This window comes from Roseobacter sinensis, from assembly GCF_025755255.1.
GTDB lineage: Bacteria > Pseudomonadota > Alphaproteobacteria > Rhodobacterales > Rhodobacteraceae > Roseobacter > Roseobacter sinensis.
In genome coordinates this window covers 82,209-98,039 of record NZ_JALIEB010000011.1, presented here as the reverse complement: position 1 = coordinate 98,039, position 15,831 = coordinate 82,209, and the positions used below count along the sequence as shown (strand labels likewise).

The 15,831-nt window shown below is 63.4% G+C and carries 17 protein-coding genes; 14 read left to right on the top strand and 3 right to left on the bottom strand.

The window, feature by feature from the left end; genetic code table 11:
- Window positions 1-39: 39 nt before the first annotated feature.
- Window positions 40-1,269 (bottom strand): multidrug effflux MFS transporter, encoded by a 1,230-nt coding sequence (locus tag MUB52_RS16170; RefSeq protein WP_263845280.1) that lies wholly within the window; start codon window positions 1,267-1,269, stop codon window positions 40-42.
- A gap of 181 nt (window positions 1,270-1,450) precedes the next feature.
- On the opposite strand from MUB52_RS16170, the gene MUB52_RS16165 reads away from it, so the two are divergent.
- The 7 genes from MUB52_RS16165 (at window position 1,451) to MUB52_RS16135 (ending at window position 7,245) form a co-directional block, all read left to right on the top strand.
- On the top strand, window positions 1,451-2,983 hold the full coding sequence (locus tag MUB52_RS16165) for an acyl-CoA carboxylase subunit beta (protein WP_263845279.1): 1,533 nt from the start codon (window positions 1,451-1,453) through the stop codon (window positions 2,981-2,983).
- 12 nt (window positions 2,984-2,995) lie between these two features.
- Window positions 2,996-3,397 carry a RidA family protein gene (locus MUB52_RS16160; protein WP_263845278.1) on the top strand — a complete coding sequence of 134 codons (402 nt, stop codon included), beginning with the start codon at window positions 2,996-2,998 and terminating at the stop codon, window positions 3,395-3,397.
- 40 nt (window positions 3,398-3,437) lie between these two features.
- The gene (locus MUB52_RS16155) at window positions 3,438-3,818 is read left to right on the top strand and encodes a DUF6497 family protein (RefSeq protein WP_263845277.1); all 381 of its coding nucleotides are present in this window, start codon (window positions 3,438-3,440) and stop codon (window positions 3,816-3,818) included.
- A gap of 211 nt (window positions 3,819-4,029) precedes the next feature.
- Window positions 4,030-4,167 carry a hypothetical protein gene (locus MUB52_RS16150; RefSeq protein ID WP_263845276.1) on the top strand — a complete coding sequence of 46 codons (138 nt, stop codon included), beginning with the start codon at window positions 4,030-4,032 and terminating at the stop codon, window positions 4,165-4,167.
- A 69-nt stretch (window positions 4,168-4,236) separates the two neighbouring features.
- Entirely contained in the window at window positions 4,237-4,593 is a 357-nt protein-coding gene (locus MUB52_RS16145) for a hypothetical protein (RefSeq protein ID WP_263845275.1), read from the top strand.
- A 289-nt stretch (window positions 4,594-4,882) separates the two neighbouring features.
- Window positions 4,883-5,089 (top strand): hypothetical protein, encoded by a 207-nt coding sequence (locus MUB52_RS16140; RefSeq protein WP_263845274.1) that lies wholly within the window; start codon window positions 4,883-4,885, stop codon window positions 5,087-5,089.
- Window positions 5,090-5,199: 110 nt separating this feature from the next.
- Window positions 5,200-7,245, top strand: a complete 2,046-nt coding sequence (locus MUB52_RS16135) for an acetyl-CoA carboxylase biotin carboxylase subunit (RefSeq protein WP_263845273.1) — start codon at window positions 5,200-5,202, stop codon at window positions 7,243-7,245.
- A 31-nt stretch (window positions 7,246-7,276) separates the two neighbouring features.
- On the opposite strand, the gene MUB52_RS16130 is transcribed toward MUB52_RS16135, so the two are convergent.
- Window positions 7,277-7,741, bottom strand: a complete 465-nt coding sequence (locus tag MUB52_RS16130; protein ID WP_263845272.1) for a DUF4174 domain-containing protein — start codon at window positions 7,739-7,741, stop codon at window positions 7,277-7,279.
- A 165-nt stretch (window positions 7,742-7,906) separates the two neighbouring features.
- Between MUB52_RS16130 and MUB52_RS16125 the strand changes: the two genes are divergently transcribed.
- The 7 genes from MUB52_RS16125 to MUB52_RS16095 are packed head-to-tail and all read left to right on the top strand — an operon-like array spanning window position 7,907 to window position 14,169.
- Complete coding sequence (locus MUB52_RS16125; protein WP_263845271.1) at window positions 7,907-8,848, top strand: hypothetical protein; 942 nt, start codon at window positions 7,907-7,909, stop codon at window positions 8,846-8,848.
- Window positions 8,811-10,940, top strand: coding sequence for a methylmalonyl-CoA mutase (gene scpA, locus MUB52_RS16120; RefSeq protein WP_263845270.1), 2,130 nt, complete (start codon window positions 8,811-8,813; stop codon window positions 10,938-10,940). The genes MUB52_RS16125 and scpA overlap by 38 nt, the downstream gene beginning before the upstream one ends.
- 4 nt (window positions 10,941-10,944) lie before the next feature.
- Complete coding sequence (locus MUB52_RS16115) at window positions 10,945-11,598, top strand: VOC family protein (protein ID WP_263845269.1); 654 nt, start codon at window positions 10,945-10,947, stop codon at window positions 11,596-11,598.
- A complete protein-coding gene (locus MUB52_RS16110; protein WP_263845268.1) occupies window positions 11,595-12,071 on the top strand; it encodes a GNAT family N-acetyltransferase in 477 nt (158 codons plus the stop codon). Before MUB52_RS16115 ends, MUB52_RS16110 begins: the two co-directional genes overlap by 4 nt.
- Before the next feature lie 52 nt (window positions 12,072-12,123).
- On the top strand, window positions 12,124-12,804 hold the full coding sequence (locus MUB52_RS16105; RefSeq protein WP_263845267.1) for a molecular chaperone DjiA: 681 nt from the start codon (window positions 12,124-12,126) through the stop codon (window positions 12,802-12,804).
- A complete protein-coding gene (locus MUB52_RS16100) occupies window positions 12,804-13,808 on the top strand; it encodes an endonuclease/exonuclease/phosphatase family protein (RefSeq protein WP_263845266.1) in 1,005 nt (334 codons plus the stop codon). Before MUB52_RS16105 ends, MUB52_RS16100 begins: the two co-directional genes overlap by 1 nt.
- 37 nt (window positions 13,809-13,845) lie before the next feature.
- Complete coding sequence (locus MUB52_RS16095; RefSeq protein ID WP_263845265.1) at window positions 13,846-14,169, top strand: hypothetical protein; 324 nt, start codon at window positions 13,846-13,848, stop codon at window positions 14,167-14,169.
- Here MUB52_RS16095 and MUB52_RS16090 read toward each other — a convergent pair.
- Window positions 14,154-15,743, bottom strand: a complete 1,590-nt coding sequence (locus MUB52_RS16090) for a Ppx/GppA family phosphatase (RefSeq protein ID WP_263845264.1) — start codon at window positions 15,741-15,743, stop codon at window positions 14,154-14,156. The two genes, MUB52_RS16095 and MUB52_RS16090, sit on opposite strands and share 16 nt — an antisense overlap.
- Window positions 15,744-15,831: the final 88 nt, after the last annotated feature.

The window sequence follows — 15,831 nt, the reverse complement described above, 5'->3', positions numbered from 1 at the left end:
AGATGCGCCGATCGTGGTTAACGTGGCGCTAACGCGGCATCAGCCCAACGGATTTTGCAAAGCGATCCGCCGTTCGCGACGATAGACAAGCAGGATCGAAATCACAGCCGCTGACGAGGTCGCAAACATGATGAAAAGCAGCGGGAAGGCACCTGTCGCTTCGCTGAGTGTCGCGCCGGCCAGCATGCTGAGTGCGGCGCCACCGCCGATCATGATCGCGCCACCCAGCCCCGATGCCGAGCCTGCCAGCTGCGGGCGGACGGACAGCATACCGGCGGTCGCGTTCGGGATCACGAGCCCGTTTCCGAGGCCCACGAAGGTCATGAGGCCAAAAAAGCTCATCGCGCTGCCATATCCCAGAAGGAAGATCACCAGCGAGAGCAGAACGCCGAACGCGTTGATGAGGCTGCCGATCAGGACCAGCCGGTTGATGCCGACCCGCTGGGCCAGCATGCCGGTGAACATGTTGCCAAAAAAGTACCCCAGCGCGGGGGCGCCGAAATAGATGCCGACCCAGAAGGGCGACAGCCCGAACACCACCGAGCCCACGAAAGGGCCGCCTCCCAGGTAGGCGAAAAACGCGCCTGAGCAGAAGCCCGCGGCGAGGGAGTAGCCCCAGAAACGCGGCGATGTCAGCAACTCGGGGTATTCGGCAAATTGCCGGGTGAGTGATTTGCCACTCTTGGTCGCGGTTTCACCCTGATCCGTCCAGGCGAGCCACAGGGTCATCGCACCCATCACGAACAACGCCCAGAAGTTGGCGCGCCAGCCGAACATCTCGTCGAGAAAGCCGCCCAGCATCGGGCTGATCATCGGTACGATCGCCATGCCCATCGTGACGTACCCGATCATCGATGCGGCGCGGTCCTGCTCGAACATGTCGCGGACGGCGGCGCGGCTCAGCACCATCGCCACTGCGACGATAGCCTGACACATGCGGAACACGAGGAAGAGTTCGGCCGTAGGGGCGAAGATGCAGCCTAGGGTCGCGAGCAGGAATATGCCCAGTCCCCACAAGATCACAGGCCGGCGCCCGACCTTGTCGGAGATCGGTCCGATCAGGATTTGCAGCACCGCGCTGATGCCAAGATAAAGCCCGACGGACAGCTGCATCAGGCCATAATCCGTCTGGAAATACGCGGTCATGTTTGGCAGACTGGGCAAGAACATGTTCATTGCCGTCGCGGACATGCCAGCGAGGAGGATGAGTGTCACGATGTGCGGCGGTGTCGACCGATCCAGGAAGCGGACAACGGGGGCGTTTTCCATCCTCGAAACCTAGGATCTGCTCGGATTGTTGTCCACGCATAACGGCCATGCATTTTGGGAATATTTGCTGATTTGCAATTTGCAAAGCGGAGGCTGAATAGACTTTGCAAATTAGCCAAAAACCCCTTCGATCCCGCTATTCTCTTCGGTATGGTGCGCCAAGCAAATCAACGGGGGCGCCATGAAAGATATCCTTCTTCAACTGGAAGAGCGTCGCGAGACCGCGCGGCTCGGCGGTGGGCAGCGCCGGATCGACGCGCAGCACGGCCGCGGCAAGCTGACGGCGCGCGAACGTGTGGACCTCTTGCTCGACGAAGGCAGCTTCGAAGAGTTCGACATGTTCGTCACCCACCGCTGCGCCGACTTTGGAATGGAGCAGGAGAAACCGGCGGGAGACGGCGTCGTGACCGGCTGGGGCACGATCAACGGTCGGCTTGTCTATGTCTTCAGTCAGGACTTTACCGTTCTCGGCGGATCTGTCTCCGAAACCCATGCCAAGAAGATCTGCAAGATCATGGATATGGCCGTCCAGAACGGGGCGCCGGTCATTGGGATCAACGATTCCGGCGGGGCGCGCATCCAGGAAGGTGTGGATTCGCTCGCGGGCTATGGCGAGGTCTTCCAGCGCAACATCATGGCCTCGGGCGTGGTGCCGCAGATCAGCGTGATCATGGGGCCCTGCGCGGGCGGAGCGGTCTACTCGCCCGCGATGACCGACTTCATCTTCATGGTGAAGGACAGCTCGTATATGTTCGTCACTGGGCCGGACGTCGTGAAGACCGTGACCAATGAACATGTCACGGCGGAGGAGCTTGGCGGCGCGGGGACCCACACCAGGAAGTCCTCTGTGGCCGATGCCGCCTTTGAAAACGATGTCGAGGCCCTGGCCGAGGTGCGGCGGCTGGTGGACTTCCTGCCCTCGAACAATCGCGAGCGCCCGCCGGTGCGCCCGTTCTTCGACGATCCCGACCGGATCGAGCCCTCTCTCGATACGCTGGTGCCGGAGAATCCGAACACGCCCTACGACATGAAAGAGCTGATCCTGAAGCTTGCCGATGAGGGGGACTTCTACGAGATCCAGGCGGAGTTTGCGCGCAACATCATCACGGGCTTCATCCGGCTCGAAGGGCGCACGGTGGGTGTCGTGGCGAACCAGCCGATGGTCTTGGCCGGCTGTCTCGACATCGACAGCGCCCGCAAGGCCGCGCGTTTTGTGCGCTTCTGCGATGCCTTCGAGATTCCGCTTCTGACCCTCGTCGATGTGCCGGGCTTTCTGCCGGGCACAAGCCAGGAGTATGGCGGCGTGATCAAGCATGGGGCGAAGCTGCTCTATGCCTATGGCGAGGCCACGGTTCCGATGGTTACTGTGATCACGCGGAAGGCCTATGGCGGGGCCTATGTGGTGATGTCGTCCAAGCACCTGCGGGCCGATTTCAACTACGCCTGGCCCAAGGCCGAGATTGCGGTGATGGGCGCGAAAGGGGCGACGGAGATCATCCACCGCGGCGATCTCGGCGATGCGGAGAAGATCGCCAAGCACACGGCAGACTACGAGGACCGCTTTGCAAACCCCTTCGTGGCGGCCGAGCGTGGTTTCGTGGACGAGGTGATCATGCCGCGCACCACCCGCAAGCGGATCGCACGGGCCTTCGCATCCCTGCGCAACAAGCAGGCGCAGATGCCCTGGAAGAAGCACGACAACATTCCGCTCTAGAGAGACGTTGCAATGCCCGTCTTCCACAATATTGCCGATGCGCCTGCCCATGTCGCCCCGTTTTCCCATGCGGTCGAGGCGGGCGGATGGGTGCAGCTGACCGGCCAGATGCCGACGGTTCCGGGCGCGCCTGACGCCCCGCTGGAGGGTGGGATCGCGGCGCAGACCCAGCAGGTGATGGAGAATCTCGCAACGGTGTTGCGCGGCGTCGGTCTGAGCCTTGAGGACGTGGTTCAGTGCCGTTGCTACCTGACGGAGTTCGAGCGGGACTACGCCGCTTTCAACACAACCTACAAGCGCTTCTTTCCGCCCGATCGCCTGCCCGCGCGGACGACCATCGGTGTCACGGCGCTCGCGCTCGGCGCGTTGGTCGAGATCGACTGCCTGGCGCGGCGGCCTGAGGCAGCGGGCTGATGCGGGCTGCGGATGCGCATATCCAGCGCGGGGCTTTATCGTGAGCGTTCGGCCTGTTGTCATTGTTGCGGACACGCATCCGCAGCTGGTGCTCGATGTGCCGTCGGGGCAGCCGGTCGAGTTTTATGAAGTGCTGACCGATACCGTGGGTGACGAGCTTTGGGTCCGGTTTCGCTTTCTCGCGCCCCAGATCGCGCGCAGCACCGGCAGCATCGGCTTTGAGCAGGCGGAACCGGATCTGGAGCATCTGTGCACGGAGGTCGCGCTGCCCTACTTGGCCGAATACGCGCTGGAAGCCGACATTGTGGCCGTGACCCTGCTTGACCGGCCAGTGCCCTTCGGTGTTTCCGATGCCGAGGCAACGCAGTTCATCGACGTGTTCCGCGTGAGCTCGGGTCAGTGCGTCTGGGAGGGGCTCTGACCGTGGTGCGAAAAACCACCCCATACGCCGGCGCTCGGCGAAAACCCGCAGTCTCGGCACGCTGCACCGGCGGATCGGCACGCAGTGCGTTTCTTTTGCCAGGCGCTTTGCCTATGCTGATGCGGGGCAGCGCACAGCGCTGGTTCCGATCAACAACGGACAAGGGTGCGATTTTGCACCTGTCCGAACACTATTGTGACAGGAGATACAGATGTCCAAGAGCATCAAACTGCTGGCGACCCTGGGCTTCATCGCCCTCGTGGCCGCTTGCGCACGCGAGCAGGAAGAATTCGTCGTGGTCGACCCAGAGCCGATCTCGACCGAACCGGTGCAGACCGGCAAGTTCTAAGACGGACTTCGGGGGGCGGGCGACACCGTCCGCCCTCACCGATGCACGCCGTTTGCCGTGGGCGTGCGTATGTTGAAGCACCGCGGCTTTCCCGGCCGGCTGCCCGGCACGGACCATCAATTCACCCTTCGCAGAGCCAACCCGCGCGGTGTCACCCCGCTCGTCCGGCGCGAGCGCTACAAGGATCGCAAGCCGGCCGACAGGCGTGCCGATGCGGCTTTCTTCGAAGCGCTCTGGGCGCATTTCGGGCCCGAGCCCTTTGTGCGCGGCAATCTCGATGCCGGGCGGCTGTCCTGGCTGTTCGGCCGGGAAGTGATTCCGGCCACCGATCCGTTCGACCCGGCGGATTATGACGCCCTGCTTGTCATCGACGTTGCGGCGGCGAGCCGGTCGTTTCCGGACGTATTCGAGGAGGGATCGGCGTGATCTTGCCAGTCTTGGCAGCAAAGTGGCGATCTCCAGCCCATTTCTACAAAAGCCGTTCGAAAGTGGTAGAAAATTCAACCAATGCGAGTATTGTCGTTAATGCAGCCACGCGCGAATATCCCCGCACCGTGTCTGTGTACACTATTCGTACCCCTTCCCCTGGCGGGCAGCACGGCGCTCATTCGTCGTTGCTGCCCGCCTTTTTCTCGAAGGCCTCAGTGACATGGAATAAAACAGGCGCACCCGACGTTTGCAGGGTGTTAAAAGTGTCAACAAGAGGATTTGGACCATGCCAGTTAAAAAGATCATTCTCACGCTCGCGGCCTGTGCAGGACTTGCGGCATGTGGCGACACCCTGGGTGAACAGGCCGCAGGTGGCGCGGCCATCGGAGCCGGCACAGCCGTCATCACAGGTAACAGCGCCCTTAAGGGCGCTGCCGTTGGTGCGGGCGCCAATGTGGCCTACTGCCAGCTCTACCCCAGCCAGTGTAACTGATCTCGCATCAGACACGGCTCTTTCGAATGCAAACGCCGCGCGTGGTAACCACGCGCGGCGTTTTGCGTGGCCACACCTGACGTCAATTCGCACTGCCAAAAGGACCCCCCATGTTCAATAAGATCCTGATCGCCAACCGCGGCGAGATTGCCTGCCGCGTTATCAAGACAGCCCGCAAGATGGGCATCCAGACGGTCGCGATCTACTCCGATGCGGACAAGCAGGCGCTGCACGTGCAGATGGCGGATGAGGCAGTGCATATCGGCCCGCCGCCGGCCAACCAGTCCTACATCGTGATCGACAAGGTGATGGAGGCGATCACATCGTCCGGCGCGCAGGCGGTGCATCCGGGCTATGGCTTTTTGTCGGAGAATGCGAAGTTCGCCGAAGCACTTGAGCAGGCCGGTGTGGCTTTCATCGGCCCGCCAAAAGGCGCCATCGAGGCGATGGGAGACAAGATCACCTCCAAGAAGATCGCGCAGGAGGCCGGGGTGTCCACGGTGCCCGGCTACATGGGCCTGATCGAGGATGCCGAGGAGGCGGTGAAGATCTCGGGCGAGATCGGCTATCCGGTGATGATCAAGGCCTCTGCGGGCGGTGGCGGGAAGGGCATGCGCATTGCCTGGACTGACGCGGAGGCGCGCGAGGGGTTCCAGTCGTCCAAGAACGAGGCGGCGAATTCCTTTGGGGATGATCGGATTTTCATCGAGAAATTCGTCACACAGCCGCGGCATATCGAAATTCAGGTGCTCTGCGATGCGCATGGCAACGGCATCTATCTGGGCGAGCGGGAATGTTCGATCCAGCGCCGAAACCAGAAGGTGGTCGAAGAGGCGCCCAGCCCGTTTCTGGATGAAGCCACGAGGAAGGCCATGGGGGAGCAGGCCGTCGCTCTGGCGCAGGCCGTGGGATATGCCAGCGCAGGCACGGTGGAATTCATCGTCGACGGCGAAAAGAACTTTTATTTCCTCGAGATGAACACCCGTCTTCAAGTGGAACACCCGGTGACCGAGCTGATCACCGGCGTCGATCTGGTGGAGCAGATGATCCGTGTGGCGAATGGTGAAAAGCTGACGATCACGCAGGACGATGTGACCCTCACAGGCTGGGCGATCGAGAACCGGCTTTATGCCGAGGATCCCTATCGCGGCTTCCTGCCGTCGATTGGTCGCCTCACACGCTACCGCCCACCTATGGAAGTGGCGGCAGGACCGCTCTTGGACAACGACAAGTGGCAGGGTGACGCGCCCTCTGGTCCCGCTGCGGTGCGCAACGACACCGGCGTTTATGAGGGCGGCGAGATCAGCATGTACTACGATCCGATGATCGCCAAGCTCTGCACGTGGGCACCGACCCGTGCTGAGGCCATTGAGGCGATGCGCGTCGCGCTTGACAGTTTCGAAGTGGAAGGCATCGGGCACAATCTGCCCTTCCTCTCGGCGGTGATGGACCACCCGAAATTTGTCTCAGGCGACATGACAACCGCCTTTATCGCCGAGGAATACCCCGATGGCTTCAACGGGGTGGAGTTGCCCGAGGCAGAGCTTATGCGTATCGCGGCGGCCTGTTCCGCCATGCACCGCGTTGCCGAGATCCGCCGCGCGCGTGTTTCGGGCCGCATGGACAACCACGAGCGCAAAGTGGGTGCCGATTGGAACGTGCGCCTGCAGGGGCAGTCCTATGATGTTGTGATCGATGCGGATCAGGACGGCTCGACCGTCCGCTTTGACGGTGGTACCGAACTGCGGGTCACCGGCGGTTGGACGCCCGGAGACCAGCTGGCCGAGATGACCGTCGGGGACGCGCCGCTGGTGCTGAAGGTCGGCAAGATCAGCGGCGGCTTCCGGATCCGCACGCGCGGGGCGGAGATCAAGGTGCATGTGCGCACGCCGCGTCAGGCCGAACTGGCCCGCAAGATGCCCGAGAAGCTGCCGCCCGACACTTCCAAGATGCTGCTCTGCCCGATGCCCGGTCTCATGGTGAAGATGGATGTGGCCGTGGGTGACGAAGTGCAGGACGGTCAGGCGCTTTGCACCATCGAGGCGATGAAGATGGAAAACATCCTGCGGGCCGAGCGCAAGGGCGTTGTCTCGAAAATCAATGCCGCAGCCGGCGACAGCCTCGCGGTCGATGACGTGATCATTGAGTTCGAATGAGAGGCTGCGCCTATACCAGGCGCGATGGCGCTCAGCCGGGCACGGCGCCGCGGGCGCGATCCTTCTCTTCGCGGATTTCGCGCTGCCGCATGGGCATCTTGTCGATGCTGCGGCTGATCTCGCGGATGTCCCACGGGAAGGGCTTGCGCAGTTTGACCCCGCCATCCTTGCCGATGATCACCAGCATGAACTCGCGCGGGCGCAGTTTCCGCCGCAGATCCGACTGCGCGTCGGGGTCGGTGTCGACGATGACGACCACGTCGCGTTCGATCAATTCAGCCGGCCGTTCGCGCAAAAGCTGCATCTGTTCGATGAAGGCCGGGTTGTTTTCACTGTCGGAGAACACAACCACGGGACGTTTTTCCCACTTAAATTGGTTCAAATCGACTTCATCCATCGTGACGAAGAGGTCTGTCTCCGGCTCCGCTTCGGCGGTTTGCGCTGCAGTGGTGTTGGCAAAAAAGCAAGCCAGAACAATGGGTAGTATTGGTCTCATCGTGCCTCCTGTGTGCTCCAATATAGGCCTCTCCTCCAGATATGCGATGGGTAATCCGCGCTTATTTACCATTAAATCCGCAGCAAGAGATTGCGTGTAATGTTACCGACAACCCCATCACACCGGCCGGACGGGGCGGCCGATTCTCATCGGGCCAGACATGCCATGGACGTGATCCTTCACCTGGGTGCCCATCGCACCGGAACAAAGACATTTCAGGACTACCTGCGTCGGCAGGCAGAGACGCTGAACACGGCCCAGACGGGCTATTGGGGGCCCGGCCGGACGCGCCGTGGGCTGTTTTCCGGTCTGGTTTCCAAGACCCGGACCGCCAAGGCGCGGGACCTCAGCCGCCGCGCCGAAGCCCGGATCCAACTGCAGCTTTCGGCGGCACAGGCGCGCGGGTTGCGGATGCTGCTGATCAGTGACGAAAACATGATCGGATCCCTGAAGGACAACATTCGCACCGGCAGCCTCTATCCGGACATCGGCGCGCGCATGGCATGTTTTGCGCGTGCGTTGGACGGCCAGCTTTCAACGGTGATCCTGTCGCCGCGAAGCCTCGAGTACTATTGGAGCTCGGCCATTGCCTACGGCGCCGCGCACGGCCACCCGATCCCGGACCCTGACGGGTTGCGCAAGATTGCGCAAGCGACGCGCAGCTGGCGCGATGTGGTGACCGATCTGGCCGCCGCCATGCCGGGGACGGAGATCCGCGTGATGCCGTTCGAGGCCTTCGCGGGGCGTCCGAACGCCCTGTTGGAACATGGCGTCGGTGTCGCGGCGCCGCGCGACGCGGATCGCGTGTGGTTGAACCAGGCGCCCAGCCTGCCAGAGCTGCGCCGGGTTCTCGCCGACTGCGGCGCCGATGGATCGGCATTGCCCTTCGGGATGGGCCGGTGGAACCCCTTTACACCAGAAGAAACCGCAGCGCTCAGAGAGGCTTATGCGGACGACATGATGTGGCTTGTTGCCGGTGCAGACGGCCTTGCCACGCTGACAGAGGACCGAGCCCGGACAAGAGCAGCATCAAGCCTGCCAGCCGGCGCTCCGACAGAAGGACATGGGAATGAGCACAAAGAAAGACAGATGGCGCGCCCTGGCTGAAGCCGAGCTGCGCGGACGGCCGCTGGACGATCTGACCTGGCAGACGCTGGAGGGGATTGCCGTCCAGCCGCTCTATACCGCCGAGGACATTGCCGATCTCGATCACCTAGACACGCTTCCCGGAGAGGCGCCCTATACCCGCGGCGTCAAGGCCACGATGTATGCCGGCCGCCCCTGGACGATCCGCCAATATGCCGGGTTTTCAACGGCCGAGGAAAGCAACACCTTCTATCGCCGCGCGCTGGCGGCGGGCCAGCAGGGGGTGTCAGTGGCCTTCGATCTGGCCACTCATCGTGGCTATGACAGCGACCACCCGCGCGTCGAAGGCGATGTGGGCAAGGCGGGGGTGGCCATCGACAGCGTCGAGGACATGAAGATCCTCTTCGACGGCATTCCGCTCGACAAGGTCTCGGTCTCGATGACCATGAACGGCGCGGTCATTCCGATTCTGGCGAATTTCATCGTGGCGGGCGAGGAGCAGGGACATGACAAATCCCTGCTCTCGGGCACCATCCAGAACGACATCCTCAAGGAATTCATGGTGCGAAATACCTATATTTATCCGCCTGAGCCCTCGATGCGTATTATCGCGGATATCATAGAATATACATCGGATTACATGCCGAAATTCAACTCGATTTCGATCTCGGGTTACCACATGCAGGAGGCGGGGGCGAACCTCGTGCAGGAGCTCGCGTTCACCCTGGCGGACGGGCGCGAATACGTCCGCGCCGCCATTGCACGCGGCATGGATGTGGACAAATTCGCCGGGCGGCTGTCGTTCTTCTTTGCCATCGGCATGAATTTCTTCATGGAGATCGCCAAGCTGCGCGCGGCGCGGCTGCTCTGGGCGCGGATCATGGAGGAGTTCGAGCCGAAAAACCCCAAATCCTCGATGTTGCGGACCCACTGTCAGACCTCGGGCGTAAGCCTGCAGGAGCAGGATCCCTACAACAATGTGGTGCGCACCGCCTATGAGGCGATGTCTGCGGTTCTCGGCGGCACGCAGTCGTTGCACACCAACGCGCTGGACGAGGCGATTGCTCTGCCGACCGAAAATTCCAGTCGAATTGCGCGCAATACTCAGTTGATTTTGCAGGAAGAAACCGGAGTGACCAATGTGGTCGATCCGCTCGCCGGGTCCTATTATGTCGAGAAGTTGACCTCCGATCTGGCCGCGGCGGCCTGGGCGCTGATCGAAGAGGTGGAGGAAATGGGCGGCATGACCAAGGCGGTCGCCTCGGGCATGCCGAAGCTGCGGATCGAGGAGGCCGCAGCGCGGCGGCAGGCGAATATCGATCGGGGCACCGAGGTGATCGTTGGGGTCAACAAGTACCGCCGCGCGGCCGAAGACCCGATCGACATTCTGGATATCGACAACGCGGCGGTGCGCAGCAGCCAGATCGCGCGGCTGGAGAACATGCGCGCCAGCCGGGATGAGGCCGCCTGCACCGCGGCGCTGGAGGAGGTGACGCGCCGCGCGGCCGAAGGCGGCAACTTGTTGGAGGCAGCGGTAGAGGCGGCGCGCGCACGGGCTTCGGTGGGAGAGATCAGCATGGCAATGGAAAAGAGTTTTGGCCGCCACCGGGCGGAAGTGAAGACGCTGGCCGGTGTCTACGGCGCCGCATATGAAGGCGATGAAGGCTTTGCCGCGATCCAGAAATCCGTCGAAGCCTTTGCCGAGACCGAGGGGCGCCGCCCGCGGATGCTGGTTGTAAAGATGGGGCAAGACGGGCATGACCGTGGCGCCAAGGTCATCGCAACCGCCTTTGCGGATATCGGCTTTGACGTCGATGTGGGCCCGCTCTTTCAGACCCCGGCCGAAGCGGCCCAGGACGCGGTCGACAATGATGTGCACGTGATTGGCATCAGCAGCCAGGCGGCGGGTCACAAGACGTTGGCGCCGCAGCTGGTCTCGGCCCTGAAGGAGGCGGGGGCCGAGGATATTCTGGTGATTTGCGGCGGGGTGATCCCGCAGCAGGACTACCAGTTTCTCCACGATGCGGGCGTCAAGGCCATCTTCGGGCCGGGCACCAACATCCCGAAGGCCGCCCAGGACATCCTGACACTCATAAGCGACGCCCGGGCCTGAGGCCATGCCGGACTTCACGCCAGCCGATGGGACGGGTGCCGAGATGCGGCTCGATCATCTGGCGGTCGCAGGTGAGACGCTGGAGCAGGCCCAGGCCCGCGTCGAGGAGGCGCTCGGCGTGCCGATGCAACCCGGCGGGGAACATGCGGTCTTTCACACCCACAACGCGCTGCTCGGCCTCGAGGATGGCCTCTACCTCGAGGCCATCGCGGTGAACCCCGCAGCCCCCGCGCCGGAGCGGGCGCGCTGGTTCGATCTCGATCGCTTCCGCGGGTCGGCGCGGCTCACGAACTGGATTTGCCAGGTCTCCGATCTGCCGATGGCGCTTGGCGACCTTCCGGCCGGGATGGGGCAGCCTGTTGCACTGAGACGCGCCGCGCTGCGCTGGCGCATGGCCGTGCCGGAAAGCGGCGGTCTGCCCTTCGACAATTGCGCGCCCGCGCTCATTCAATGGGACACGCCGATCCACCCCGCGCAGATGCTGGAGCCCAGAGGCGTGCGGTTGCGCCGCCTGACCGTGCAGCATCCCGAGGCCGATGCGCTGCGCGCCCTTTTCGGATCGCGCTTGCAGGATGATCGCCTGTATTTCGACGCCGGCGCCCCTGCGCTTGTCGCCGATTTTGAGACCCCGCACGGTCCCCGGACGCTGTCGTCATGATCCGCCCTGCCGAACCGGTGGACGCCCCAGCCATTGCCGCACTGTGGAACGCGATGATCCGCGAGACGCTGTCGACCTTCACCACGGTCGAGAAGACCGATGCGGAGATCGAAGCTCTGATCTCGGAGCGCCGCGGCGCTGTTTTCGTCGCCGAAAGTGCCGGGGCATGTGGCGGCTTCGTGACGTTCGGTCCGTTTCGGGCGGGGCCAGGCTATGCGGCGACGGTCGAGCATACGGTGATCGTTGCGTCCACCACGCAACGCGCCGGGGTCGGACGCCGGCTTATGCTGGCCGCGGAAGAGGCGGCCCGGGCGGACGGAAAGCATGTGATGGTCGGCGGGATCAGCCAGACCAATATCGCGGCACAGGCATTTCATGCGCGTCTGGGCTATGCCGAGGTTGCACGCATGCCGGAGGTGGGCCGCAAGGCGGACCGTTGGCTCGACCTTGTGCTGATGCAGAAAATCCTCTGACCCGGCGCTTCGCCACCTGACTTCCCCCGGGTCAGACGCTAAGCTGCAGACGATGTCCATCTGGTCCCGCATATCGGACGCGCTGGCGGCTCTTGCCGCCGGCGAGAGCCTGTCGACGGTCTTCGACCGCCTGCGCAGCCCGCCGGAACGTTCCGTGGCCTTTACCATCGCGGTGATCGCGTTGGGGGCCAAGATGGCCAAGGCCGACGGGCAGGTGACGCGCGACGAGGTGACCGCCTTCAAGGAGGTGTTCCACATCGCCGCCCAGGACGAGCAGGGCGCGGCCCGCGTCTTCAACCTCGCGCGTCAGGACGTGGCGGGGTACGAGGAATACGCCACGCGCATCCGCGACATGTTCTCTGCCCAGCCCGAGACGCTGCGCGATCTGCTGGAGGGGCTGTTTCACATTGCGATGGCGGATGGCTTCTATCACCCGAACGAAGATGCGTTTCTGGAACGCGTGACAGAGATTTTCGGGCTGCCACAGGCGGAGTTCAACAGCCTGCGCGTGCGCTTTGCACCGGATGCCTACCGCGATCCCTACGCCGTGCTTGGTGTGACGCCTGATGCCTCGCTGGACGAGATCCGCAAGGCGTGGCGCCGTTTGGTGCGGGAAAATCACCCGGACGCGATGATGGCGCGGGGGCTGCCCGAGGAAGCGATGCAACTGGCGCAAAAGCGGATGGCCGACATCAACCGTGCCTGGGACGAGATCGCAGGCGCCGAGGCGTAATGCGCTTTGCGACCTACAACGTCGAATGGTTCACATCGCTCTTTGATGACGACAGCCGGTTGCAGATGGATACCGCATGGTCGGCCCGCCATAACGTGACCCGGGCCGAGCAGGCGACCGCATTGGGCGAGGTATTCCGGCGGCTGGATGCGGATGCGGTTCTCGTGGTGGAAGCCCCCGATGCCAACAGCAAACGCCAGACCGTTGCCGCGCTGGAGGATTTCGCAGGCCACTTCGATCTGCGCGCGCGGACGGCCGTGATGGGGTTCATGAACGAAACGCAGCAAGAAATCGCGCTGCTCTACGATCCCGACCGGGTGACCGCGCGCCATGCGCCGCGGCCCGGAACCGCCTCGGTTCCCCGGTTCGATGGCACCTTCGAGATTGATCTGGATATCGACGCCACGCGGGACCAGGTGAGGTTCTCCAAGCCGCCGCTGGAGCTGGACATCGAAACGGCTTCGGGCACCGCGTTCAGCCTGATCGGTGCACATCTGAAGTCAAAAGCGCCGCATGGCGCACGCAACACGGCGCACGCGATGAAGCTTGCGATTGCCAACCGGCGCAAGCAATTGGCGCAGGCGATATGGTTGCGGGCCCGCATCGATCAGCTGTTGGCCGAGAACCGCCCGGTCATGGTCATGGGAGATCTGAACGATGGGCCGGGGCTGGACGAATTCGAGGGGCTCTTTGGCCGCTCCTCCGTCGAGATCGTGATGGACGGGCCGGAGGGGGCGCTCTTTGATCCGCATGCGCGACTGGCGCTTTCGGCGCGCTTAGGCGCTGCACCGACCTCGGCGCGGTTCTGGATTCAGCAGGAAAAGCGCTATCTCCAGGCGCTGCTCGATTACATCATGGTGTCGGCCGAACTTCGGGATCGGGGGCCCGCCTGGCGCATCTGGCATCCTCTGGACGATCCGGAGTGTTGGGCGGACGCTGCGCTGCGAGAGGCGCTTGTCACCGCGTCAGATCATTTCCCCGTGACGATGGACCTTGAGATCTGACCTCGAAGAATCGCGGCAAGAGGCGTATATCTGGGGTATGAAACGGGTTTTGATCGTCTTTTTTGCCTGTGGCCTGGCTGCGCTGCCTCTGGCGGCGCAGGAGGACGAAGACGCGCCCTCGATGATGGAGCGCGGGGCCCAGCAGTTCCTCGAAGGGCTGCTTCTGGAGATGGAGCCCGCGCTCGATAGCATGCGCGGGTTCATGGATCAGATGGGCCCGGCGCTGGCGGATCTGATGGATCAGGTCGAGGATTGGTCGGTCTATGAAGCGCCCGAGGTGCTGCCCAATGGCGACATCATCATCCGCCGCAAACCCGAGGACGAGCCCGCGCCAGAGTTGCAGCCTCAGATCGATCTCTGAGCGGGCCGCCGCAGTCTCTTGATCTTGACATCGGCGCCGAGCGAGCTGCCCAGCGACATGAGCCGCGCCTCCGCCACCTCGCCGAACAGCGGCACCATGTCGGGTGTCAGCCGCAGATGCAGTTCCTTTTTCTTGGGAAACCACTTCAGCGTGCCGCGTTCGGCATCCGCGGTCATCCAGAGCATGGCGCCAAAGCGCATGGCCTTGCCGAGGACTTCGGCCTCCAGCTGGGACTTCTCGTCGATCAGCTCGTACAAGCTTTCGAACCGCGTGCCCTCGCGTTTGTTCGAATAGCGGTGCAGCAGAGCAAGCCCGAGAAAGACGCGCTCGGAGTGTTTCAGCCCTCCGAGGTTGGCGCGGGTCGCGTTGTCGAAACAGGTTTCTGCGCGGTAGTCGGGATGCGCGCGCCAGCTCACGTCATGCAGCAGGCAGGCCGCCTTGACCAGCCGGCGCCGCTGCTCCGGCATGGAGCGGAAGAGGGGATGGATGAAGGCATAGAGCAGCTTGCCGAAGCCGGGCATCCGCGCATCCTTGGCCTCGGCAAAGCGGCAGGCCTCGATCAGCGGGTCGCGGTCGCGCAGCCGTTGCGGCATCTGCTCATAGAGCATGCCTTCGCGAATGCCATAGCTCGAGATCGCGATGTCCTTGGGCCGGAAGGTCTTGACCAGACGGCTGAGGACCTCGGTCGCCAGCGGCACAAGGCTCATCCGCGCCGAAGAGATGCCGCAGGCCCCGCGCAACTCGTCGAGATCCGAGCCTTCGATGAATTGGACCGTCGCGCTGACACTGCGCGCGGTCATGCGGTATTCATGCAGAACGTGCAGCGGGTAGCCGCGGCGGTACATGTCGATCCGCGCAATCGCGCGCCAGGACCCGCCGACCAGAAACAGACGATCCCGTTGCGGGCCCATCTTTTCCTGCAGCTGCAGCATCGTTTCCTTGATGTGCGCTTTGCGGGCGCGCTTGCCGCCCCTGATCTCCAGCAGCTTCAGGGGGCCGAGCGAGGAGGTCACGCGTCGTCCGACCCGGCCGCCCGAGATCTCGGCCAGTTCCATCGAGGAGCCGCCGATGTCGCAGACCAGCCCGTAGGACCCCGGCCAGCCCAGCAGCACCCCTTGGGCCGAGAGCCGGGCTTCCTCCTCGCCGTCGATCACCCAGATCCGCAGCCCCGTCTCGCGCAGCACCTCCTCGCGGAAGGCCGGGCCGTCTTCCGCATCGCGGACGGCGGCCGTGGCCACGACGGTCAGTTCGGGCAGCCCCATGCCCTGGGCCAGATGCTGGAACCGGCGCAGCGCATTCAGCGCCCGGACCCGGCCCTCGGGGTTGAGCCGCCCGCTCTCAGACAGCCCGGCGCCAAGCGCACACATGATCTTTTCGTTGTAGAAGTATGCGGGCGAACGGGCGGCGCCATCGAACACAACCAGCCGGACCGAGTTCGAGCCCACATCCACCACGCCGACCCGTGACAGCGCCCGCGCACTTGGATCCTGAAAGAGCGGCCTGCCAAAGAGGCCGACGTCCGGGTGATCGCCCTGTGCCCCTGCAAGATCGGGGAGTTCGGTGGCTTGGTTCATGGCGTCATCCGGTCCTTGCTGGCGCTACCCTGTGCAAAAATTGCTCATCGGTCAACACAGGGCAGGGTGCAGAGGGGGCTCCGATACC